The 22284-nt window shown below is 54.4% G+C and carries 20 protein-coding genes and 1 tRNA gene; 8 read left to right on the top strand and 13 right to left on the bottom strand.

Going from position 1 to position 22284, the window contains the following annotated elements; translation table 11 throughout:
* Positions 1-10 precede the first annotated feature (10 nt).
* Together C6362_RS05075 and C6362_RS05070 are read right to left on the bottom strand one after the other, a co-directional pair.
* Positions 11-1369: an NAD(P)-dependent oxidoreductase gene (locus C6362_RS05075; RefSeq protein WP_014015667.1), complete on the bottom strand. Its 1359-nt coding sequence runs from the start codon at positions 1367-1369 to the stop codon at positions 11-13.
* 58 nt (positions 1370-1427) lie between these two features.
* A tRNA-Arg gene (locus C6362_RS05070) sits at positions 1428-1504 on the bottom strand.
* Positions 1505-1686: 182 nt separating this feature from the next.
* Between C6362_RS05070 and murQ the strand changes: the two genes are divergently transcribed.
* The 3 genes from murQ to C6362_RS05055 are packed head-to-tail and all read left to right on the top strand — an operon-like array spanning position 1687 to position 5056.
* The gene (gene murQ, locus C6362_RS05065) at positions 1687-2598 is read left to right on the top strand and encodes an N-acetylmuramic acid 6-phosphate etherase (protein ID WP_014015666.1); all 912 of its coding nucleotides are present in this window, start codon (positions 1687-1689) and stop codon (positions 2596-2598) included.
* Complete coding sequence (locus C6362_RS05060; protein ID WP_014015665.1) at positions 2588-3973, top strand: PTS transporter subunit EIIC; 1386 nt, start codon at positions 2588-2590, stop codon at positions 3971-3973. The genes murQ and C6362_RS05060 overlap by 11 nt, the downstream gene beginning before the upstream one ends.
* The gene (locus C6362_RS05055) at positions 3974-5056 is read left to right on the top strand and encodes a DUF871 domain-containing protein (RefSeq protein WP_014015664.1); all 1083 of its coding nucleotides are present in this window, start codon (positions 3974-3976) and stop codon (positions 5054-5056) included.
* On the opposite strand, the gene C6362_RS05050 is transcribed toward C6362_RS05055, so the two are convergent.
* Positions 5046-5927 (bottom strand): EamA family transporter, encoded by an 882-nt coding sequence (locus tag C6362_RS05050; protein WP_014015663.1) that lies wholly within the window; start codon positions 5925-5927, stop codon positions 5046-5048. The genes C6362_RS05055 and C6362_RS05050 overlap by 11 nt on opposite strands.
* Positions 5928-6059: 132 nt before the next feature.
* Here C6362_RS05050 and C6362_RS05045 point away from each other — a divergent pair, with 132 nt between their 5' ends.
* From C6362_RS05045 to C6362_RS05030, 3 genes are all read left to right on the top strand, one after another.
* Positions 6060-6980 carry an NYN domain-containing protein gene (locus C6362_RS05045; RefSeq protein ID WP_014015662.1) on the top strand — a complete coding sequence of 307 codons (921 nt, stop codon included), beginning with the start codon at positions 6060-6062 and terminating at the stop codon, positions 6978-6980.
* 27 nt (positions 6981-7007) lie between these two features.
* Positions 7008-8129, top strand: coding sequence for a 3'-5' exonuclease family protein (locus C6362_RS05040; RefSeq protein WP_014015661.1), 1122 nt, complete (start codon positions 7008-7010; stop codon positions 8127-8129).
* Positions 8130-8383: 254 nt separating this feature from the next.
* The gene (locus C6362_RS05030) at positions 8384-9799 is read left to right on the top strand and encodes an ATP-binding protein (RefSeq protein WP_014015660.1); all 1416 of its coding nucleotides are present in this window, start codon (positions 8384-8386) and stop codon (positions 9797-9799) included.
* On the opposite strand, the gene C6362_RS05025 is transcribed toward C6362_RS05030, so the two are convergent.
* From C6362_RS05025 to C6362_RS05015, 3 genes are all read right to left on the bottom strand, one after another.
* Positions 9791-10801 (bottom strand): oxidoreductase, encoded by a 1011-nt coding sequence (locus tag C6362_RS05025; protein WP_014015659.1) that lies wholly within the window; start codon positions 10799-10801, stop codon positions 9791-9793. The genes C6362_RS05030 and C6362_RS05025 overlap by 9 nt on opposite strands.
* A gap of 262 nt (positions 10802-11063) precedes the next feature.
* Positions 11064-11258 carry a type II toxin-antitoxin system RelB/DinJ family antitoxin gene (locus C6362_RS05020; protein ID WP_014015658.1) on the bottom strand — a complete coding sequence of 65 codons (195 nt, stop codon included), beginning with the start codon at positions 11256-11258 and terminating at the stop codon, positions 11064-11066.
* Positions 11251-12312 carry a nicotinate-nucleotide--dimethylbenzimidazole phosphoribosyltransferase gene (locus C6362_RS05015; RefSeq protein ID WP_014015657.1) on the bottom strand — a complete coding sequence of 354 codons (1062 nt, stop codon included), beginning with the start codon at positions 12310-12312 and terminating at the stop codon, positions 11251-11253. The genes C6362_RS05020 and C6362_RS05015 overlap by 8 nt, the downstream gene beginning before the upstream one ends.
* Positions 12313-12553: 241 nt before the next feature.
* Between C6362_RS05015 and C6362_RS05010 the strand changes: the two genes are divergently transcribed.
* Positions 12554-13780, top strand: a complete 1227-nt coding sequence (locus C6362_RS05010; protein WP_014015656.1) for an RNA-guided endonuclease TnpB family protein — start codon at positions 12554-12556, stop codon at positions 13778-13780.
* 202 nt (positions 13781-13982) lie between these two features.
* Positions 13983-14996, top strand: a complete 1014-nt coding sequence (locus tag C6362_RS05005; protein ID WP_014015655.1) for a LacI family DNA-binding transcriptional regulator — start codon at positions 13983-13985, stop codon at positions 14994-14996.
* Between the two features lie 154 nt (positions 14997-15150).
* Here the strand turns inward: C6362_RS05005 and selA are convergent, their stop codons facing one another.
* The 7 genes from selA to purB all read right to left on the bottom strand — a co-directional run bounded on the left by selA (position 15151) and on the right by purB (position 22101).
* Positions 15151-16548: an L-seryl-tRNA(Sec) selenium transferase gene (gene selA / locus C6362_RS05000; RefSeq protein WP_014015654.1), complete on the bottom strand. Its 1398-nt coding sequence runs from the start codon at positions 16546-16548 to the stop codon at positions 15151-15153.
* Complete coding sequence (gene selB, locus C6362_RS04995) at positions 16541-18463, bottom strand: selenocysteine-specific translation elongation factor (RefSeq protein ID WP_014015653.1); 1923 nt, start codon at positions 18461-18463, stop codon at positions 16541-16543. The genes selA and selB overlap by 8 nt, the downstream gene beginning before the upstream one ends.
* 4 nt (positions 18464-18467) lie before the next feature.
* A complete protein-coding gene (locus C6362_RS04990) occupies positions 18468-18740 on the bottom strand; it encodes a DUF3343 domain-containing protein (RefSeq protein ID WP_014015652.1) in 273 nt (90 codons plus the stop codon).
* A complete protein-coding gene (locus C6362_RS04985) occupies positions 18740-18997 on the bottom strand; it encodes a TIGR03905 family TSCPD domain-containing protein (RefSeq protein ID WP_014015651.1) in 258 nt (85 codons plus the stop codon). The genes C6362_RS04990 and C6362_RS04985 overlap by 1 nt, the downstream gene beginning before the upstream one ends.
* Before the next feature lie 25 nt (positions 18998-19022).
* Positions 19023-19343 (bottom strand): thioredoxin, encoded by a 321-nt coding sequence (gene trxA, locus C6362_RS04980; protein ID WP_014015650.1) that lies wholly within the window; start codon positions 19341-19343, stop codon positions 19023-19025.
* Between the two features lie 105 nt (positions 19344-19448).
* Positions 19449-20591, bottom strand: a complete 1143-nt coding sequence (locus C6362_RS04975; RefSeq protein ID WP_014015649.1) for an aminotransferase class V-fold PLP-dependent enzyme — start codon at positions 20589-20591, stop codon at positions 19449-19451.
* Positions 20592-20808: 217 nt separating this feature from the next.
* On the bottom strand, positions 20809-22101 hold the full coding sequence (gene purB, locus C6362_RS04970) for an adenylosuccinate lyase (RefSeq protein ID WP_014015648.1): 1293 nt from the start codon (positions 22099-22101) through the stop codon (positions 20809-20811).
* Positions 22102-22284 lie beyond the last annotated feature (183 nt).

Below are 22284 nucleotides of genomic sequence, written 5' to 3'. Positions count from 1 at the left end.
GCCGGCCTCCTCATGCTTTCGCAGCGGACATGACCTTTTTGGCCTTCAAGTACTGGTCGATACCGGCAGCCGTCTTACGCCCTTCGCGCATGGCCAGGACGACGGTCTGCGGTTTGTGGACGATATCACCGGCGGCAAAGACACCTTCTTGGCTGGTCATGCCGTAGGGCAGGTCCTTGACGGCGATGTAGCCATCGTCATTGGCGTCGACACCGAGGGCTTTGACGATGGGCAGTTCCGGTTTATTGCCGATAGCAGCGATGATCTTATTGGCCGGAACGACGCCGAATTCGCCTGTCGGAACCATGGTGGCATCTTCGAGGATCTGCTGTTTTTCATATTTCAGCCCTTCTACATGGTCCGTCCCGACGACGGCTTTCGGTGCCGAGTAGAACTGGAACTGGACACCATCAGCCTTGGCTTCTTCATATTCCGACGGCAGGCATTTCATGTTCTTTTCAGCCCGGCGGTAGACGATCTTGACGTCTGCCCCGAGGCGCAGCGATGTGCGGGCGGCATCGATGGCGACGTTGCCGGCACCGACGACGATGACCTGGTCGCCTTTCTGGACGGGCAGGTCTTCCAAAGCGACTTCCCCGTTCTGGACGCGCTGGACGTCGCGCAGGAACTGTTCGGCATCGACGACGCCATCGATAGTATCGTTATCGACACCGAGATTCCAGGCATTCATCGTCCCAATGGCGATGAAGACGGCATCGAAAGCTTCCTTCAGTTCGGCCAAAGACTTATCGACACCGATTTTGACATTGTATTCGATAGTGACGCCCATGGCCGTCAGGGCCTGGGCTTCGCGCTGCAATAATTCTTTATGGAGCCGGAAAGTCGGGATGCCATAGGTCATGGTACCGCCTGGCTGGGAAGCGGCTTCAAAGATGGTCACATCGTAATCGAGGCCGGCCAGTTCCCGCGCAGCTGCCATGCCGGCCGGGCCACAGCCGATGATGGCCACGCGGCCGGCGGTCTTGCGGCTGACAGGCTGCGGGAGGAAGCCGCCGTCCAGGGCCATATCCGCTACGAACCGTTCCAATTTGCCGATTTCAACAGGCTTTCCCTTTTTGCCGAGGACGCAGTGGCCTTCGCACTGCTTTTCTCTCGGACAGATGCGGCCGCAGATGGCCGGCAGGTCGCTGCGATGGTAGATGTGGTCCGCAGCAGCCCCGAAATCCCCCTGGGTCATGGCATGGATGAACTGGGGGATTTCGTTTTCAATGGGGCAGCCTTTGCGGCATTGCGGTACTTTGCAATTCAGGCAGCGCTTGGCTTCGGCGACGGCTTCGGCCAAGGTATAATCGGCATCATGCATGACTTCTTCGTGGAAAGAAGCCAGCTGGTTCTTAGTATCGGACATGAAGGAACCCACCTTTCCGGACTGATAATTTAATGATTAGATTATGTAGATAAAAAAATGGTGCGCCCAAGATGACTCGAACATCCGACACGCAGTTTAGGAAACTGCTGCTCTATCCAGCTGAGCTATGGGCGCACAGGGCACACAGGTCTGCTGCGTGCAGATTAATCATACCATGAAATGGCAAAAAAATAAAGGTCATGGCTCATGAAAAAAAGGCCTATTGCAAGTCCTGCAAACACTCTCTATAATTAGAGATGTGTATATTGTTCCCAACGAACGAGAATCACGACTGCAAGGAAAGAAAGGAATCAAACATGATCAACTTAGAAACTCTGGCTACGGAACAGCGAAACAGCCACAGCCAGCATATCGACAGCGTGTCTACGGAAGACATGTTGCGCATCATAAATGACGAAGACCATAAAGTCGCCGATGCCGTCGGCGCCATTATCCCGGACATCGCCAAGGCCGTCGACACCATCTCCGACAGGCTGCGCCACGGCGGCCGCCTGTTCTACATGGGCTCCGGTACGTCCGGCCGCCTGGGCATCCTCGACGCCGTCGAATGTCCGCCGACATACAGCACCGACCCGGAACGCATCCAGGGCCTCATCGCCGGCGGTTATGAAGCCATTTTCCGTGCCAAAGAAGGGGCGGAAGACTCGCCGGAACTGGGCCGTCAGGACCTGATAGCCAAAAATCTGACCGCCGACGACGTCGTCGTCGGCCTCAGTGCATCGGGCCGGACACCGTATGTCGTCGGCGGCCTGACTTATGCCGCTTCCGTCGGTGCGGCGACGATTGCCATCGACTGCTCGCCTCATTCGGCCATCGGCGCCTGTGCCGACATCGACCTCTGCGCCGTCGTCGGGCCGGAAGTCGTCACCGGATCGACGCGCATGAAAGCGGGCACGGCCCAGAAGATGATTGCCAACATGCTGTCCACCGGCGCCATGATCCGCCTGGGCAAAGTCTATGGCAACCTCATGGTCGACGTCAAGTCGTCTAACCAGAAACTGGAAGAACGGGCACGGCGCATCGTCATGACGGCGACGGGCTGCAGCCGCCAGGAAGCCGTAAAGGCCTTGGCCGAAAGTCAGGGACGAGCCAAGACGGCCATCGTCATGATTCTCCTGAACCTGCCTGCCAAAGAAGCCGAAGACCGCCTGGCAGCCGCCCAGGGATACGTTGCTGCCGTCCTCAAGGAGGCTGCCCATGGATTATGATAAACTGGCCAAGGCCATCTACGACATCACCGGCCCGGCGGCCAATATCGAAAAGGCTTACAACTGTATGACCCGTCTTCGCCTGACGGTAAAGGACGAACACTTTACCAAAGAAGACCTGGCCAAACTTCCTGGCGTCATGGGCATCAATAAATCCGGCGACGAATGGCAGATCGTCGTCGGCCCTGGCAAGGCGACGAAACTGTACCAGGCCTTTGCACCGCTAGTCGAAGGCGGCAGCAAGGAAAATCCGGCACCATCAGCTAGGCCTGACAGCAACGATGACAGCCAGGGTCCTTTCGACGGCCAGGCCCTGCATGAAGAAATACGGCGCAAGAATGCAACGCCAGCCAAGCTGGCCTTAAAAAAGATCGCCCACATCTTCGTACCCATCATCCCGGCCTTCATCGCCTGTGGCCTGATTACGGGCCTGCTCAATGTCGCTTTCAAGATGGACCCATCCCTGGCGGCCCAGCCGCTCCTGCAGGTCCTGGCCATTGCCGGCAACGCCGCCTTCTATGGCCTGAACATCTTCGTCGGCATCAACGCGGCCAAGGAATTTGGCGGCTCGCCCATGCTGGGCGGCGTCATGGCGGCCATCCTCAGCCACCCCAACCTGGCTCAGATCAATCTTTTCGGCGATCCCCTGGTCCCTGGCCGGGGCGGCATCATCGCCGTTCTCCTGGTCGTCTTCTTCTCGTCGTGGCTGGAAAAGAAACTCCACCGCATCGTACCGGATATGCTCGACCTCTTCGTCACGCCGTTTCTAGTCGTCGTCATTTCGACTTTTGTCGCCCTCTTCCTCTGCCAGCCCGTGGGTGGCTATCTGTCGGAAGCCATCGGCTATGCCGCGACGGAATCCATCGGCACCGGCGGCGCTGTGACGGGCTTCATCCTGGGCGGGACCTTCCTGCCTATGGTCATGGTCGGCATCCATCAGGGCCTGACGCCGATCCATGCAGAGCTCCTGTCGCGCTACGGCGTGACCATTCTCCTGCCCATCCTGGCCATGGCCGGCGGCGGTCAGGTCGGCGCCGCCATCGCCGTCTATGCCAAGACCAGGAACAAGGCCCTGCGCAAGACCATCGCCTCGGCCCTGCCCGTCGGCCTCATGGGCGTCGGCGAACCGCTCATCTACGGCGTCACCCTGCCCCTGGGCAAGCCGTTCATCGGCGCCTGTATCGGCGGAGCCTTTGGCGGCGCTGTCCAGGCGGCTTACATGGTCGGTGCCGCGACAATCGGTATTTCCGGCCTGCCCCTGGCAGCCAGCACGGACAACATCCCCATGTATTTATTAGGACTCGTTACGGCCTACGCTGCCGGCTTCATCGCAACCTGGCTCTTAGGCTTTGACGACCCGAAGGAGGGAGAATAAATGGAAACGGGTATTTCTGTCTATCCCGGTCTGGGCGGGACGATTCAAGAAAAGACGGCCCGCATCGAACGGGCTGCCGCCCTGGGGATGACGCGTCTCTTCACGTCATTCCACATCCCGGAAACGGACCCGGCGGCCTTTCGCAAAGAGCTGCAGGCCGTCTTGGAAACGGCCCGGCAATTTCAGTTCGACATCGTCGCCGACGTATCACCAGCCTCGGCAGCCTGCCTGGGCATGGACCGGTTCGACCCGGAAGCCATCGCCAAACTGGGCATTACGACTGTCCGCTTTGACGACGGTTTCGATGCGGCCAAGCTTGCCATGTACAGCCACCTCGTCCGCGTCCAGGTCAATGCGTCGACGCTGAGGCAGTCCGATTTAGAAGATCTCCAAAAAAACGAAGCCCAAATGGATTACATCGACGGCCTGCACAACTTCTATCCCCGTCCTCACACGGGCCTGGACTTGGATTATTTCAAGGCCCAAACCGACCTGCTCCACGCCTATGGCCTGTCCGTCGGTGCCTTCGTACCCAGCCAGTCCGGCCAGCGGGCGCCGCTGTATGAAGGCCTGCCGACACTGGAAGACCACCGCCATCAGGATGTCAGCCTGGCTGCACGCCATTTGGCGGCCTTAGGCGTCCAGTCCGTCTTCATCGGCGACGATAAGCCGTCGGATAAGGAACTGCGCGACCTGGCCCGGACCGGCCGGGAAGAAACGGACGTCGTCGTCATCAAGGCCAAGCTCCTCAGCCGGGAGCCACACATCCAGGACCTGTTGTCCTATACCTTCACGGCCCGGCCCGACCCGTCGCGGGACGTCATCCGCACCAGCGGCAGCCGGGCCCATCTGGACGGGCGCATCATCGACCCGGACAGTGATATCTTCCGCAGCCTCCACCGCGGCGATATCACCCTGGATAACGCCGATTTCCTGCGTTATATGGGAGAAGTCCAAATCGTCAAATGCGAACTGCCCCCAGAAGAACGGACCAATATCGTCGCCAAAGTCGTTCCGAACGAAGAATTTCTCCTGGACTACATCACGCCGGGCCGGAAATTCCGCTTTGAATTTATCCGCTAGGCTTCTCTTTTTTCGCCAAGAGTATGACCGCTCCCAGAATACAGACGATGCCGGCGGCTCCCGTCAAGGTCAGAGCTTCATGGAAAACGGCGATGCCCACGACCGTCGACGTCAAGGGTTCGACAGACGCCAGGATAGAGGCCCGGCCCGCTTCCATATGCTGGAGGCCGGTCGTATAGAGACCAAAGGGCAAAGCCGTCGACATCAGCCCCAGGAGGGCAAAGAGAAGCCCCGTATAAGGCACCGATATGGCCAGGGACGCCATCATGCCGAAATGACAGAAGGGCAGGAGCCCCAGGGATGCGATGATGAAGGTCCAGACCGTAACCGTCAGCGGTTCATATTTGGCCAGCGCATAATGGCCGAAGACGGAATAAAGGGCATAGCCGAAACCGCTCCCCAGGCCGGCCAGGATGCCAGCGGCCTCGACATGGCCCAGGCCCAGGCCGCTGACCAGGACACAGCCGGCAAAGGCCAGGACCAGGCATAACCCCTTGCGCCGCGTAAATCGTTCATGAAAGAGGAAGATGGAAAACACCATGACGATGCTCGGCGCGGTATAGAGCAAAATGGCCGCGACAGACAACGTCGTCAATTCGATGGCTGTAAAATAGCAGATATTGAAGAAGACGATGCTCCCCAGGCCGGTCCCCAGGAACATCCAGGCATCGCGCCAGGCAATGCGCAGTCTCTCCGGATACCGGCAGAGGATGAGGCCAGTCATGACGACAGCCGTCACCAGGGAACGGCCAAAAGTAATCTGCAGCGGCGACAATCCATACGCCGACAGCTGGCGGGTAAACAAGCCGATGATGCCCCAGCAGATACCCGCTGCGACGACGCAAAGAGGCGCCATACGTTCTATTTTCATCTGTACCACCTTCTAAAAAAAATAGGCCTGGCGAAGGATAAACGCCTTCGTTCGAGCCCTGGTTTTATTATAGCACAGTCTCAGCAGTTGATGATATAATAAAAAAGTAATGTAAACAGAGGTAATCAAATTATGAATCAAGAAATGAAACTCGCCGTCCTCATCGACGCCGAAAATATTTCCAGCAAATACATCGACGTCATCTTATCTGAAGCGAACAATCTCGGCGATGTCATCTACAAACGCATTTACGGCAACTGGACGACGCCCCAGATGGCGTCGTGGCGCAACACCATTTTAGATAACGCCATCCAGCCCGTCCAGCAGTACAGCAACACGATCCGCAAAAATTCGTCGGACTCGGCCCTCATCATCGACACGATGGATTTATTGTACCAGAGCAATCTCGACGGCTTCTGCATCGTTTCGTCAGACAGCGATTTCACCCGTCTGGCCTCGCGCCTGCGGGAATCGCAGAAATACGTCCTGGGCATGGGCGAAAGCAAGACACCCCGTTCCTTCATCTCGGCATGCAATAAGTTCCTCTATCTCGATGTCCTTTGGGAAGAAGCAGAAGAACACGAATCCGAAGTCCAGGAAAACGAAGGGCACGACGAAACACCGTCTCAGGAAACGGCCAGCCATAAAGCAGAAAAAGGGGAAACTCCGGCAGCCCATCCAGTAGGACCGGCTCCCATCCATACGTTGACACCGCCGGAATCACCGACGGCGCATGGCAAGACGCCGGGCAAAGATTTTTCTACGATCCGCCAGGCTTTGATCAAGTTGACCGAAGAAAACTCCGATGACAACGGCTGGATTTTCTCGGGCACCCTGGGAAATCTCCTGAGCAAGCAGTTCTCCGACTTCGACGTCCGCAATTTCGGCTATAAGAAATTCGTCCCCTTCATCGAATCGCTGAAACTCTTTGACGTCAACACCTTCACGGACGAAAAGAACCGCACAGTCAAACACAACTACTTCAAGCTCAAACAGGCACCGAAACGACCGCGGCGCACCTTCCGCCCTTATTATAAACAGCGCGGCCGTTAATCAGTCGATTCACGGAGGATACCTGCCATGGATACGAATACACAAAAGGCGCTGGAATCACTGCGCCGGCGAAAAGTCAATGCATCCATTGCCATCGCAGCCGACCTGGCCAACGACAACTTAAACAGTATCTGCCGCCTGGCATTGGCCTGGATCAGTGACGGCAACGTCCACGGCATTTCCTATTTTATCAAGCCCCGCGAAGGGCCGGTCCAAGCACATAACCTGACCGAAGACATGCTGGCTGACAGCAAGCCTTTCGACGTCGTCTGGGATGAAGACATTGCCTTTCTCCTCAAAGACGCCGTCCTCTCTGCCTACCGCTCGGAACGGCTCTTCCCAGCCATCAAGGCCAGCTACGAAGCATCAGGACGGGAACTGCCCCTGAAGGATGTCTACATCAGGGACTTGAAATTCCTGGCTTCGACGTATATGCCCAACTTGGCCAACGACTCCTTATCGTCGATTCTGCACCGCATGAAGATTCCCGTCGATATGGACAATGCCCTGAGCCGGGCTATGGCCTGCATCTGTGGTCTGAGCTGGCTGGAAAACCTCTATCCCATTTCCAGCTACGGTATCCCTTTATCGGCTATCCTGGCTGGCGCCTTGCAAGGGCAGCCAGAAGAAGTCGTCGAGACGCGGGAAGAACGGGAAGCACGGGAGCAGAAAGAGGCAAAATATGCCAAACTGACGTATTACACCAAAATGCTATTCCTGCCCTTCGTCATCTTCTGCCTGTTCATCACCATTTATTATGTCCACCGTTATGGTGAAGCCGCGCAGTCCAATGTCAACTTCTCCCGCTATTCGACGAGCGGCGTCCCGGAACTGAGCGATTCCGAAAAAGAAGCGCAGCAGGAAAAGACGCGCCTGCCTTCGAGCAGCGGCCGCTACCTCATGATGCGCGGGACCTACGTCATCCCCGACGAAACGACGATACCCACCTTCCTCAAGGCCAGCCACGACCGCGATATGGAAACCATCCGGTCCCTCGTCCGGTCCGATAAAATCCTGGTCTTTGCCAAGCCGACACGTATCCAGATCACCGGTGACAAAGACAAGAACGGCTTCGTCCCCATCCAAATCCTGGAAGGCGATTATGCCGACCGCACCGGATTCGCTCCGGATGACATGATAAGTAAATAAAAAAGGGCTTGTCGCATGACGACAAGCCCTTTTTGAGTTTGAAGTTTGAAGTTGAAAGTTTGATGTGGATGGGACAAAATTTAAAAGCCACCGCCTCAAACATCATACATCAAACTTCAGACATTTAAGAAAAAGGAGTCTCGCATGATGACAGCGTGCGATGGCTCTATTTTTATGGTATAATTTAATTGAAATATAATTCAATGAATTATGTTTCAATGAATTATATTTCAATTAAAAAGGAGGGAATCTTTATGTATCAACCATTTATTGGCAGAAAAGAAGAGCTAGATGCTCTAGAAAAACTATATGAAACAGAGGGATTCCAAATGATGGTCGTTTACGGACGTCGGCGCATTGGTAAATCCACGTTACTTAGTCATTTTATCCGAGGAAAAAAAGCTATCTTTTACACGGCAGCCCGCAATGGTCTCCAACGGAATTTACAACTCTTGAGCCGGCGAGTCCTTGACGTCTTGGCTCCTGACTTAAATACGTTAACCTTTTCAACGTATGAAGAGTTATTCGCTTTTCTCTCCAACAAATGCCAGGAAGAACGCATTATTTTCATTATCGATGAGTTCCCTTATCTTGCAGAACAAGCTCCAGAACTATTATCCATATTACAAAAATATATCGACACCGAATGGATGCAAGGAAATATGTATTTGATTCTTTGCGGCTCCTCTATCAGCTTCATGGAAGAAGAAGTATTGAGCGAAAAAAGTCCTCTTTTCGGCAGGCGGACAGCCCAATTACAGGTCAAACCGTTTTCTTATCGCGAAGCTGCTGATTTCGTTTCCTCCTATACGCCCGCTGAAAAAGCCGTATGTTACGGGATTACGGGTGGTGTCGCAAAATACTTATCCTTACTGCGGGATACGAAATCTTTAGACGAAAATATAGTCAGCTTATTCTTCGCAAAAACCGGTTATATGTATGAAGAGCCATCCAATCTGCTGACACAAGAATTTCGCAATATTACGACATATAACGCCATTATCGAAGCTATTGCATCAGGACGAACGAAACAAAATGCGATTGCAGACCTCACCCATTTAGAGCCATCTACGACAAGTCATGCCATACAAAATCTTATTAAAACAGGAATCTTAAAAAAAGAATATGCTATTACTGATGAACGGAATAAGCGCAAAGTCCGCTATACTTTTGCCGATCACATGTTCCGCTTCTGGTACCGCTTTCTGCCAAATGGCATTGATGCCATTGAACTCGGTCACGGCGACGCATATTATCAACATGTCGTAAAACCAAGTATTTCAGATTATATGGGCGACGTCTTTGAAGATATGTGCCGCCACTATACTTTATATATGGGATTGACAGGAAATCTTCCTTGTATGATAACCCGTGTGGGCAAATGGTGGGGAACGGACCCCCGAAAGAAAGAAGAAACGGATATTGACGTTGTCGGCTTGGATACCATAAAAAAAGAAGCCATTCTAGGAGAATGTAAATTTAAAAATGAACGGCTCGACAAATCCGTCTATGAAGCTTTGCGCAACCGCACAGGACTTATAGACCATCATTATCGAACCGTCCAGTATCTGCTTTTTTCAAAAAGTGGTTTTTCTGATTGGATCCTGACCCATCAAAAAGAAGAAGCTATCATGCCTATTGATTTAATGCAAATGTATACGTCACATTGACAAGATTTTTTGGTAAATCTGGTGGTCCCGGAGTGCTGCCCGTCCGATGCCGATGAGGTCAGCCTGGCCTTTTTCCAGGAAGGTTTCCGCTTCAGCGCCGTCAGCAATGCCGCCAGTCAGCATGACGGGAAGGGTCGTCCCCGTTTTAGCCGCTTCTGCCAGTTCGGCAAAGTATCCCGCTTCCGTATGACCTGGACGGAAGAAGAAGCTCATGCCGCCAGAAAGGCTGAGCATATCGAGGCCGGCAGCTTCAAAAAGCTTCGCGGCTTGGCCGACTTCTGCACAGACAGCGCCGCCATCCATGTAATCACTGCCGCCTAAGCGCAGGGAAAGGACAAAATCTTTCCCCAGGCGACGGCGGATAGCCTGAATGATTTCAACCTGAAGCCGCGTCCGCCCTTCCAGGGTACGGCCCGTATAATCATCGGTCCGCCGATTCGTCAACGGCGAATAGAACTGGTCCAGCAGATAGCCATGGGCTGAATGGATTTCCACGCCATCGTAACCGGCCTGCTGTGCCCGGGCAGCGGCATCGACAAAGGCCTGGATGATGCACTGGATATCGCCTTGCGTCATTTCCCGGGGAAATTCTGGCTGACCGTGGACCGCAGCGGCCCGTGACGGATTGGGAACAGCACTGGCACTGATGACTTCCTGGCCGGTAATAGCCCGATGGGCTGCACTGCCGGCATGGCTGATCTGTGCCAGAATCGGCACGCCCTGCGCATGGACAGCCGCCGTCAGGCGCTGCAGACCGGGAATATCCGCATCAGCCGCCAGCGACACCTGGTTGGCACTGGCCCGGCCGTCAGGCGAAACGAAACTGTGTTCCTGGATGATCAGCCCCGGGCCGCTGCGGGCCATGTCGCCATAATAGGCAATCAGGCCATCCGTTACCTGGCCTTTCGCCGACTTTTCCGTCGCCATCGGCGGCATGACCAGGCGGTTCTTTAAAACAATGGAGCCAACTTTCAGCGTTTCATGCAATAATGGATACTTCATAAAATCCCTTCTTTCGTAAAAATAATTAAAAGCGGTTCGTACATTCAAGAACCCCTCAGTCCGCCTTCGGCGGCCAGCTCCCCTTCGCAGGAGAGCCTTTCGGACCTCAGGAGCTCAATGACGCGGTCAGATCCGCGCCGGATTTGTCAGGCTGGCAAGGAGAAAAACGCAGGCATAGCGGGGCTCTGTCGAGGCTTTTCGACGCAGCCAGCCCGGCAAAGACAAGCGAAGATGACTGCACGAATTGAGCTTCTGCGGTCCGTCAAAAAGCATCCCATTCGGCGAAGCGTTCGTTCATGCGTTTCTTCTTGATTTTCTTGGCTTCCGGTTCGCCTGCGGCAAAGGGCATTTTTCCGGCGGCAATGGTCCGCTTATAAAAGAGTTCTACCGCTTGTTCTTCTGTCAGTCCCAGGCGTTCAAAGATGGCCCGGGCTTTTTCTCTCGTTTCTTCATCCATTCGTTTCATCTCCTTTTCGGCGGTCGTAGCGGTCCTGAGCTTCCTGGTTGATGCCGTCCAGGGTCGCCATGTGACAGACGGCATACATCATAGTCTTCATGAGAGTGACGCCTAAGACGGCCCCTGTCCCTTCCCCCAATGAGAGGCCCGCCTGGATGGGGACTTCGTATTCATCGATGCCGCACAGGCGCAGGGCCTGAGCCATGCCGGGCTCCCGGGAAATATGGGACGGCAAGGCATAATCGCGGACGGCAGGTTTCATGGCAATGGCACAGGCCAGGGCCGTCGCCGTAATGAAGCCGTCGATATAAAAAGGTATTTTTTCATCAACACAGGCCATCATAGCACCGCAGAGTGACGCCAAATCAAAGCCGCCGACGCAGCGCAGGGCATCGGCCGGTGTCTGGAGTTCTTTTTCATAGGCTTTGATAGCTGCAGCAATGACGCGCCGCTTGTGGAAGAGCAGTTTATAATTACCCCGGGCCGAACCAAAACCGGTCAGCCAGGACATCTTTTTCGGAGACAAGGCGGTGAGAACAGCTGCTGACGTCGTCGTATTGCCAATGCCCATTTCGCCAAACGACAGGAGATTGATTCCCTCTTTGGCAGCTGCCTGTACCCGTTCGCGTCCCGTCGCCATGGCTTGTACCAGTTGTTCCCGGCTCATAGCCGGTTCGACGGCGAAATTTTTCGTTCCCCTGGCGATTTTACGGTCTAAGCCGACGGCATCGGCACTGTCGATACCGACATCGACGACTTCATAAGGAATGTCCTGGCTACGGCAAAAACAGGTCACAGCCGACGTTCCTTGGACCATATGGCAGCTCTGCATATAGGTTATATCCGCTAACTGAGCGACGACACCGGCTTGGACAACGCCATTGTCGGCGGCAAAAATGATGTGTTTGGGCCGCAGTTCCCGATGAAAAGTCCCCCAGGCCAGTAAAATCTGCTTGGCCTGCTTTTCCAAAAGTCCCAGGCTGCCCGGCGGCTTAGCCAGATTGTCGATCTGGTGCAGGGCCTGGCGCCGGTAATTTTCATAACTCACAGTCATACCCTCCCTCTTTCCTCGTCTGAATCGATTCTATTGTACCATGATTGCCAAGGATTCGCGAATGACACTAAAAATGAAGAATACTTGTTCATCTTCATGGTGCGGTGGAGACTCGTGACTTTAGTCATGAGAGGAGCCGCACCTCCCCTCCTTTCAATAAAACACAATAGATTTTTAGTAAAAATAGTTCTATAATAATTTTGATGAAGTAATATATATTTAGAAAGGAAGGTGAGAAATAGTGTCTAACCTAACTAAAACGATAAAACTTCGTATACATGCTACTTCTGAACAAGAGTTTCTGTTCCGTCAGATGACGGAACAATACCGTCAGGCTTGTAACTTCGTGTCGCAGTACATCTTCGACAACCGATTTAACATGGCCTACCAAAGTCTTAACAGAGAACTGTACAGGGACCTGCGCAGCCAGTTCGGTCTGAAATCGCAGCTGGCCCAGTCTTCTATCAAGACGACGATTGCCAGATATAAGACGGTAAAACAACAGCTCTTCCAAAATCCTTACAGATATAAGGATGAGAATGGCAACTGGCAACGCATCGCCAAGACATGGGAATGGCTTTGGAAGCCGATATTCTTTACTCGTCCGCAAGCTGATTTGGTCCGTAACCGAGATTACAGTTTCGTGGATGATGGTCAAATCCTATCTATCAATACACTCGGAAAAAGAACCAAATGCACTTTTGAGGGCGAACATTTCGCTGAATACCTTGATGGCGCTTATGACCTTGGAACAGCAAAACTGGTCGAACTCAAAGGGTTATGGTATCTCCATATTCCCGTAACCCAAGCTGTCGAAGATTTTCAGAAAGAAAACGTCCGTCACGTTGTCGGTATTGACCGCGGATTACGTTTTCTTACTGTTAGTTACGACGAACAGGGCAAAACTGAATTCGTCTCTGGTAAGAAGATGGCTACTAAACGCCATAAATTTCAGGAAGTCCGCCGTCAGCTCCAGTCTAAAGGTACAAAATCAGCAAAGCGTAGGCTCAAAGCCATTTCTGGACGAGAGAACCGTTGGATGTCTGATGTAAACCATCAGATTTCTAAGACACTCGTTGAAAAATACGGCAAAGATACGCTGTTTGTGCTTGAAGATCTGACCGGTGTTAGCTTCGAAGAGTCCCATCTTTCAAAAACTGCTAAACAAAATTGCGACCTGCGCAGCTGGGCGTTCTATCAGTTGGAACAATTCTTGACTTATAAAGCTCATGAAAATCGTTCCGAAGTTCTGAAGGTATCTGCTAAGTATACCTCTCAACGTTGTCCCAAATGCGGTACTATCCACAAGGAAAATCGTGACCATCACAAACACTTATATCGTTGCCAGTGTGGTTACAGATCTAACGATGACCGTATCGGAGCTATGAATATTCAGCTCCTCGGAACTATGTGGATTTCTGGAGATAACCATCCTCGTTACAAAAGAATAACAACTGCTTTGGAGTAAACTCCTTAGCAAAGCGGGTGTTGTCAGCCACCCGATGATGTAGGCGGATTTAGGGAGACGTCTTTTGATGCCGTTAGTACCTATGTAGTTCCGACTTACAAGTTCCCGACTTTAGTCGGGAGTAGTTGACCCTGTAACACAGATTTCCTTGAAAAAACGTTTAATTTATGTCAAAATAAAAGCAAGAGTGGAGGTGGCCATCGTGTCCACAATTAAAGACATTGCCAAAGCTGCTGGCGTTTCCATCGCCACCGTTTCCATCGTCTTGAACGGTAAAGGCCGGGAACGGAAAATCTCACAGGAAACACAACAGCGTATATACAAAATTGCACAAGACCTGAACTACGTCCCCAACCAGTCGGCAAAAAAACTGCGGTCGGCTAAAAAGGACAGCTATGCCATTGCCTTCTATTGGGCAACGGACTTCCGTATCAACTACCTGGCCCGTATCACCCTTGGGATCCAGGAAGAAATCATGAAGCAAGATAAGGCGATCCATCTGACCGTCGTCCCATATAAAGTCGATCAACTGCAAAAACAGCTCGACGCGATGCAAAACGAATTTTTCAACGGCATCATCATTGCAAACATGTCGAATAAAGATATGGACTACCTGAATTCCATCCATATCCCTTGCCCGGTCGTCCTCTTTAACCGGGAATCGGACAAGTACAGCAGCGTCACCATGGACAACTATACAATCGGCTGCAACGTCGCCAAGCACTTCATCGATAAGGGCATTTTCGATGCCGGCGTCCTGACTCATGACACGTCGTTCCCGATCATGCGCACGTGGATGCAGGGCTTCCTCGATACGTTCGCAAAGGCAGGACACCCTGTTCCGGAAACGAACATCGTTCTCTGCGATACGTCGTCTTCAAGTGCTGTCGAAGCGACGAAGAAACTCTATGCAGAAAAGCGGATGCCCCGGTCCCTGTTCTGTGAATCCGACGTCCTGGCCCACGGCGTGCTTTACGCCTGTCATGAACTGGGCGTAGCCATCCCGCAGGACATGGAAGTCTTTACCATTGGGATCAACATGGCCGAGTTCAACGACTATGCAATTCCCTCGCTGTCCCGCGTCGACATCCCCATGGGTGAAATCGGCCAGCACTGCCTGCACCTCATGGTCGACCTCATTGAAAAGAAAAAACCGAACCCTACAGTCCAATTCGTAGAAGGAAAAGAAATCATAGGCCAATCGTCACCGCGGTAAGCGGGGTGTAAAAAGGCGCTGTCGCATAAAGACAGCGCCTTTTTGAGTATTAAGTTTACAGTTTGTAGTGAAGTTTTTTAATTTAAATTCCTCTTCTACAAACAATAAAGCAACGGCCCGCTCATACATGATGGCTGAAACCTTCACGCGACGCTTAAACTCCCAACGCTTCCCGCACGATACGAGAGGCGTCCTGGAGTTCGTCATCGCCGAGGGTGCGCAGGGACAAAACGACGGCGTTGTACTGGACGCGGACGATGACGGGCAGGTCGGCGTGACGCAGGCGGCGTTCCATTTCTTCCGGGGTCATGCCATCGGCTTCTATGGCCAGGGCCCAGCCCGGCAGGACGACATCCGGGCAGGCACCGCCGCCGATGCAGTCGTCTATCGGACGCAATGAGACACAGGCCGGCAGGTCATCGGTATGCAGGAATTGTAACAGCCGTTCCGCCCGTTCCTTTATCTCGTCCTCTGTCTGGGCCAGGCAGCGCAGGGTCGGGATCTGACGGGCCGCCGTACCGTCGCGATAGGACTGGAGCGTCCCTTCTAAACCGGCCAGGGTCATCTTATCAACGCGCAGGGCCCGCAGTAAGGGATGGTGTTTCATGGCATCCAGATAGGCCGCTTTTCCGACGATGATACCCGCCTGAGGGCCGCCCAGGAGCTTGTCGCCGCTAAAGGTCACGACGTCACAGCCAGCCGCCAGTACTTCGCCAACTGTCGGTTCATGAGGCAGGCCAAAGGTTTCTAAGTCCACGAATAAGCCGCTGCCGGCATCGTGGAGACAGGGCAGGCCGTGGTCATGGGCCAGTCCGGCCAAGGCTGCCGGCGAGACGCTTTCCGTAAAACCGATGATACGGTAATTACTGGTGTGGACTTTCATGAGGGCCGCCGTATCCTCGCCAAGGGCCCGTTGGTAGTCGGCCAAGTGGGTCTTATTGGTCGTCCCGACTTCACGGATACGGCCACCACTTTGCTCGATGACGTCGGGGATGCGGAAAGACCCGCCGATTTCAACGAGTTCCCCCCGCGAGATGATGACTTCCTTCCCCGCAGCGAGGCTGGACAAAGTCAAGAGGACGGCAGCGGCATTATTATTGACGACCAGGGCATCTTCAGCGCCGGTCAGGTCACAGAGGAGCCCCCGGACATGGTCGTACCGCGACCCCCGCCTGCCCGAAGCCAGGTCATATTCCAAGTTACTGTAGTGGCAGGCCAGTTCGCCAATGTGCCGGGCCAATTCCGGGCTGAAGACAGACCGCCCGAGGTTCGTATGCAGAATGGTCCCCGTCGCATTGATGACCCGGCGCAGATGGCCCCGTCCTTCAGTCTGCAGGCGGGAAACGACAGCCTGGTCGAAGACTTCGCCGGAAAACGGCTGGTCCCACTGGCCGGTCAAGATGGCCTGGCGCCGTTTATCCAGCTCAGCCCGGACGGCATTGCGGACGGCCTGACGAGACTTCCGTTCCTGCCAGATCTGTAAGGCCGGCCGCTGCAATAAATGATCTACATCCGGCAGCTGACGCAGCAGCTGCTGCCGTGTTTCATCCATGGTCAGATTCCCCTTTCCCTTCATATCTCCGAGCCTGCGGTCCGGCCAGGCGCCCGTCACGGACGCGGCAGGTGATTCCGCATCGGTCCATATACTCCAGGATGAGCAGGGCCTGGCTGCGGCTGATGGCCAGGGCATCGCGGAAATCACCCAAAGTCAGGAGATTCCCGGTCTGCAAAGACTGGCAGGCCTTTCGGGCAGCTTCCGTCAGGAACCGCTTGGACAAGACGAAATCTTTCGATAAAAAGACGAGGCTCTTACCACTCAGGGCGTCGGCAACAGCAGGCGCTTCCTTGCCCAGCGCCAGGATTTCCCGTACAGGGACCGGTACATAGCCGCTGTGGTCCAGCTTCTTTTCAATAGCCGACTGCAATTTCCGCTGGGACGGGGAAAAAGTAATTCGGAATTGTTTTGCCGCCACGCATTGTCGGGATAAGCGGCAGACGCCGCCAGCCGTCAACAGCCGCAGCAAGGCCGTCCCGTCATTTTCATCGAGGCCCAGGCGGCTCCGGAAAACCGGCTGGGGAATCCCCGGCTGTAACGGTTTTTCTTTATGATAGGCCAAGAGGACTTGCAAGGCCTTGGCCTGCCAGGCCTTATAGACGTCACGATGGATATAGCCTTGACGGGTCCGGCGGACTATCCCGGCTTGGCGTAAATGGTCCAGAGCGATTTCCACCTTATCCAAAGGCAGGTCCACCGCTCCGGCAATGACGCCGGCCTGTGTAAAGGGGACCTGGCGCAGGCGCAGGAAACCGGCGACGACATCATTTGTCAGGCCAGCATCGCGAGCTTCCAGGCTGGTCACTACGTCATCTTTGAAGCGGCGGTGTTTTTTAGGGTGGGCGTCGAGGATTTCCCCGCCGGCTACGGTATGCATAGGCGAAAAAGTCCGCAAAATGAAGCGGTCCCCGGCCTTTACATAGATTTCATCCGCTTCCAGGCGCAGCTGTAAAAAGCCATCGGTCCCAGGCGCAATCTGTTCGGCCCCTAAGGGCACGATACGGGCCATGACTTCCCGCGTCCCTACGAGGAGGCGCATGCGCTGCCATAAAAAGAGTGGCTCTGCATCGGCCAGACAGGTCACTTTGGCATCGATCATCCGCGTCGCAGCAAAATCCGCTGCCGTACAGAGGACATCGCCGCGATGGATGGCTCCGCTGGAAATGCCCGCCAGGTTCAAGGCCGTCCGCTGCGGCGGCTCTGCCTGCCATACATCCCGATCATGGACCTGCATGTTGCGGATACGCAGGCGACGGCCGCCAGGATAGAGCCAGACCTCACCACCATTAGTCATGGGACCGTCGATGAGAGTACCCGTGACAATCGTCCCGAAGCCCTTGATGGAAAAAGACCGGTCCACATTGAGGCGCCCTGTCCCCCGGGCTGTCTCGCCGGGTAAAGACGCGGCCATTTCCTGGATTTCAGCGACCAGTTCTGTCAGCCCGCGGCCGCTGATGGCATCAGTGACGACGATAGGCGCGTCTTCCGCTGCCGTATCGGCCAGGTTCTGGCGGATATCCTGCAGGGCCAGGCCGAGCAGGGTTTCATCGACGGTATCGGCTTTAGTGACGACGATGATGAATCGATGTACGCCAAGAAGGGTCAAGATGTCGAGATGTTCTTTCGTCTGCGGCATGACCCCTTCGTTAGCATCGACGACGAGCAGGACCAGATTGAGGCCCGGCAGGCCGGCGACCATATTCTTGATGAACTTTTCATGACCGGGTACATCGACGATACCGGCCCGCGTACCATCTGGCAGGTCGAGCCAGGCAAAGCCCAGGTTGATCGTCAATCCCCGTTTCTTTTCTTCGGCTGTCGTATCCGTCTCGATTCCGGTCAAGGCACGGACCAGCGTCGTCTTGCCATGATCGACATGACCGGCTGTGCCGATAACGATATGTCTGGCCATCTTATCATCCCTCTTTACATTTAGTATAGGTGACGCGCAGCCCCCGGCGGCAGGCATGATATAAAGCGGCCCATGCCAGCCCCTTCTCATCGAGGAGGGCTGTCAGGGCCGCTTCATCAGCCAGTTCATAGCGCAGGGAAAAACCGCACGATGCGTCGAGCTTCCCCGGCGTCGGAATGATGCGCACGGCTAGTCCGGCGGCTTTGGCAAGCGCTTCACCTTCCATGGCCTGCCGCGTCGACGGGACCAGGGCGATGCCATACGTTTCCCCAGCCATCAGGCGCCCTGTTTCAGGGCCTGTTCTACGGCGATGGCCAGCTGATCGGCGCAGGAGGTCCCGCGATCGCCACAGGGATTCCCTTTCAAGAGCTTCACAGCCCGGGCCGCATCGGTATCTTCCAGCAATTTGCTCAGGGCCAGGGTATTGCCGGGACAGCCGCCTGCGAAATGGACGTTATGCAATTTGCCATCTTCCAGGCTGAAGGTAATCTGACGGGCACAGGTTCCCTGTGTCGTATAGGAATAATTTTTCATGAGAATCCTCCTCTGGCGCCGCTCCTTATCTGAGCAAAGCGTCTAACTTTTCTTTCAATACATTATCCGGAACGACGCCGATGACGCGGTTGACGACTTTCCCATCTTTGAAAAAGACCAGGTTCGGAATCGTGGCTACATCATACGTCTGGGCTACGCCCGGATTTTCATCGACATTGATCTTGCCGATCTTGATTTTGCCGGCATATTCTTCGGCCAAGTTGGCGATGACCGGTCCCATCATCTGGCAAGGGCCGCACCAGTTAGCGAAAAAGTCGACCATGACCGGCTGACTGCTGTTCAAGACTTCCTGCTGAAAATTATCGGCTGTGAATTTATATTCCATAAGAGATTCCACCTTTCCTTTTGACTATTTGCCTTTTATGACTAATTCCATTATATATTACTATACCAAAGCAGTCAAGTTTTCCCGGCAAATTGCGAAAAAAGCTTACAGCTCTGAAATGTCCTGCAAGGCCTGCACAGCGGCCCGGACATCTTCTTCCGTCGTGAATTGGGAAAAGGAAAAGCGCACCGTTCCCTGGACGGCCGTCCCCAGGGAACGGTGGATGAGGGGCGCACAATGGTAGGCCGGACGCGTCGCCATGTGGTACGTCTGCCAGAGGACGTCGCTGACGACAGCCGATTCTGCCTCGCCCACATTGAGGCTGTAGACGCCGACGCGGGGGCCGGAAAAATCGCCATACAGGCGGATACCGGAAATCGCCTGGACGGCGGGGACGAAAATCCGGGCCAGCTCCTGCTGATGTGCGGCGGCAGCGGCGACGCCTTTGTCCAGGATATATCGAATCCCGGCATCGAGACCGGCAATGCCGGCGACATTGGCCGTCCCCGCTTCAAAGACGCCAGGGATAGCCCCTGGTTGTTCCCGTTCAAAGGAATGGACGCCGTCGCCGCCGGTGATGTACGGCGTCACGACGGCATCGCGGCGGATGACAATGCCTCCCGTCCCGCCGGGACCATACAGCGACTTGTGGCCCGTAAAACAGGCCGCCGTCACGATGCCGTCGGACAAGTCGACGTCAATGGCACCGGCCGTCTGGGACACATCGACGATGAGTCCCAGATGGTGGCGCCGGCAAAAGGCCTTGATGCGGGGCAAATCGAGGACATTGCCGGTGACATTGGAAGCGTGGTTGCAGACGAACCATTTTGTCTGCGGCGTCAGCAGAGCTTCCATCGTATCGTACTGCAAGGCCCCGCTGGGCTGGTCGCTGCCGATGAAAGCCAGGGATACGCCTTCTTTTTCCAGCTGATACAACGGCCGCAAGACGGCATTGTGCTCCCACGACGTCGTCAAGACGCCATCGCCCGGACGGATGAGTCCTTTGAGGACCATGTTCAAAGCCGCCGTCGAGTTGTGCGTGAAAGCGACGTCGTATTCCGGCCCGCAGTGAAACAAGGCCTTCACGTCGTCCTTGGCCTGCAAGACGAGGCCATAGGCCCTGAGGGCATATCCGTGGGCCCCGCGGGACGGGTTGCCGACGGTCCCTGAAGACAGGACCTGGTAAACAGCCTTGGCAACACAATCCGGCTTCTGCGCCGTCGTCGCCGCATTATCGAAATAATACATAAAATCACCTCCCGTGGGATTTGTGGTCCGTGGTCCGTGGCTCGTGGCTCGTGGCTCGTGGTTCGTAGGGGCCGCCCAAAGGGCGGCCCGCCTCTCTATCAGGAGAGACTTTCGTTGATGCGGATTTCCGTGACAGCAAAAAAAGGGCTTGTCGCACAACGGCAAGCCCTTTTCTGTAGGGGCGGGCTCGCCACGTGCGAGCCCCTACAATTGATTCTTAAATTCCGAAACGTGCGAAGATGGTGTCGACGTGGCTGAGCATCTTCTTGACATCGAAGCAGCCTTCGATTTCTTCTGCCGTCATGTATTTCGTGACGTCTTCGTCTTTCTTCAGGTTTTCCAGGAAGTCTTCCCCTTCGAGCCAGCGTTTCATGGCATTGCGCTGTACCCAGCGGTAAGCCTGTTCGCGGACAGCGCCCTTTTCAACGAGTGTGTTGAGGATGATCGGGCTGTAGATGAGGCCGCCTGTGAGGTTGAGGTCTTTCATCATCTTGTCCGGATAGACCAGGAGCTTGTCGATGACGCGGGTGAAGGTCTGGAGCATGTAATCCAGGGCGATCGTGCTGTCCGGCAGGATGACGCGTTCGACAGACGAATGGGAAATATCGCGTTCGTGCCAGAGGGCGACGTCTTCCAGGGCTGCCTGGGCATTGCCGCGGATGACGCGGGCTAAGCCACACATGCGTTCACAAGTGATAGGATTACGTTTGTGAGGCATGATGGAAGAACCTTTCTGCTTGGGGCTGAAATATTCTTCGGCTTCGCGGACTTCCGTGCGCTGGAGATGACGGATTTCCGTAGCCATTTTATCGATGGAGCTGGCGATGACAGCCAGGGTCGTTACGTATTCGGCATGGCGGTCACGCTGCAAGGTCTGGGACGAAATCGGCGAAGGAGCGATGCCGAGGTGTTCGCAGACATATTTTTCAACAAAGGGATCAATGTCGGCATAGGTACCGACAGCACCGGAAATCTTGCCGACGGAAATCGTTTCCTTAGCATGTTTCATGCGGTCGATGTCGCGTTCGATTTCAGCCATCCAGTTGCACAGCTTGAGGCCGAACGTCGTGGCTTCGGCGTGGATGCCATGAGTACGGCCGATGCACGGCGTGTACTTAAATTCAACGGCACGGCGGCGCAATACGGCATGGAAGTTTTCCAAGTCCTTGATGAGGATATCCGAAGCCTGTTTGAGCATGTAGCCAAGAGCCGTATCTTTGACGTCTGTCGAAGTCAGGCCGAGGTGTACATATTTGCCGGCTTCACCGATGTTTTCCGAAAGCGTCGAGACGAAAGCCGCAATGTCATGGTGTGTTTCCGCTTCGATTTCATGGATACGGTCGACAGAAAAAGCAGCTTTTTCGCGAATTTCTTTAGCCGCTTCTTTCGGGATGTTGCCCAGTTCGGCCTGTGCTTCACTAGCCAGGATTTCGACCTGTTTCATCGTATCCCATTCATTGTATTCTGTCCAAATATGACCCATTTCCGGTTTCGTATAGCGTTCAATCACAGTTGATCTCTCCTTTGTAGTTGACATGAGTACGGTAAAAAAACTCACCAGTTTTATTATACACTATCTGAGGCGCCGAAGGTAGCCGTTTTTACAAGTTTTATCGTAATTTCGCCAGAAGCTCCCTTCCTCTTCGGCATGGGAATCTCCCTATGTATTTTTCTGTATTCTGTCGACCAATGC

The organism is Megasphaera elsdenii DSM 20460 (assembly GCF_003010495.1).
Classification (GTDB): Bacteria; Bacillota; Negativicutes; order Veillonellales; family Megasphaeraceae; genus Megasphaera; species Megasphaera elsdenii.
This window is presented reverse-complemented; position numbering and strand designations above follow the sequence as displayed.

Excerpts from the sequence above, each read along its gene's own strand:
- selB (WP_014015653.1), bottom strand. The coding sequence starts at position 18,463 with ATGGCCAGACATATCGTTATCGGCACAGCCGGTCATGTCGATCATGGC.
- C6362_RS04990 (WP_014015652.1), bottom strand. The coding sequence starts at position 18,740 with ATGGCTGGGGAAACGTATGGCATCGCCCTGGTCCCGTCGACGCGGCAG.
- C6362_RS05040 (WP_014015661.1), top strand. The coding sequence starts at position 7,008 with ATGGATACGAATACACAAAAGGCGCTGGAATCACTGCGCCGGCGAAAA.
- C6362_RS05075 (WP_014015667.1), bottom strand. The coding sequence starts at position 1,369 with ATGTCCGATACTAAGAACCAGCTGGCTTCTTTCCACGAAGAAGTCATG.
- C6362_RS05020 (WP_014015658.1), bottom strand. The coding sequence starts at position 11,258 with ATGGATGAAGAAACGAGAGAAAAAGCCCGGGCCATCTTTGAACGCCTG.
- C6362_RS05025 (WP_014015659.1), bottom strand. The coding sequence starts at position 10,801 with ATGAAGTATCCATTATTGCATGAAACGCTGAAAGTTGGCTCCATTGTT.
- selA (WP_014015654.1), bottom strand. The coding sequence starts at position 16,548 with ATGGATGAAACACGGCAGCAGCTGCTGCGTCAGCTGCCGGATGTAGAT.
- C6362_RS04985 (WP_014015651.1), bottom strand. The coding sequence starts at position 18,997 with ATGAAAAATTATTCCTATACGACACAGGGAACCTGTGCCCGTCAGATT.
- C6362_RS05045 (WP_014015662.1), top strand. The coding sequence starts at position 6,060 with ATGAATCAAGAAATGAAACTCGCCGTCCTCATCGACGCCGAAAATATT.
- C6362_RS05060 (WP_014015665.1), top strand. The coding sequence starts at position 2,588 with ATGGATTATGATAAACTGGCCAAGGCCATCTACGACATCACCGGCCCG.
- C6362_RS05030 (WP_014015660.1), top strand. The coding sequence starts at position 8,384 with ATGTATCAACCATTTATTGGCAGAAAAGAAGAGCTAGATGCTCTAGAA.
- C6362_RS04975 (WP_014015649.1), bottom strand. The coding sequence starts at position 20,591 with ATGTATTATTTCGATAATGCGGCGACGACGGCGCAGAAGCCGGATTGT.
- murQ (WP_014015666.1), top strand. The coding sequence starts at position 1,687 with ATGATCAACTTAGAAACTCTGGCTACGGAACAGCGAAACAGCCACAGC.
- C6362_RS05050 (WP_014015663.1), bottom strand. The coding sequence starts at position 5,927 with ATGAAAATAGAACGTATGGCGCCTCTTTGCGTCGTCGCAGCGGGTATC.
- C6362_RS05015 (WP_014015657.1), bottom strand. The coding sequence starts at position 12,312 with ATGACTGTGAGTTATGAAAATTACCGGCGCCAGGCCCTGCACCAGATC.
- C6362_RS05055 (WP_014015664.1), top strand. The coding sequence starts at position 3,974 with ATGGAAACGGGTATTTCTGTCTATCCCGGTCTGGGCGGGACGATTCAA.
- trxA (WP_014015650.1), bottom strand. The coding sequence starts at position 19,343 with ATGGAATATAAATTCACAGCCGATAATTTTCAGCAGGAAGTCTTGAAC.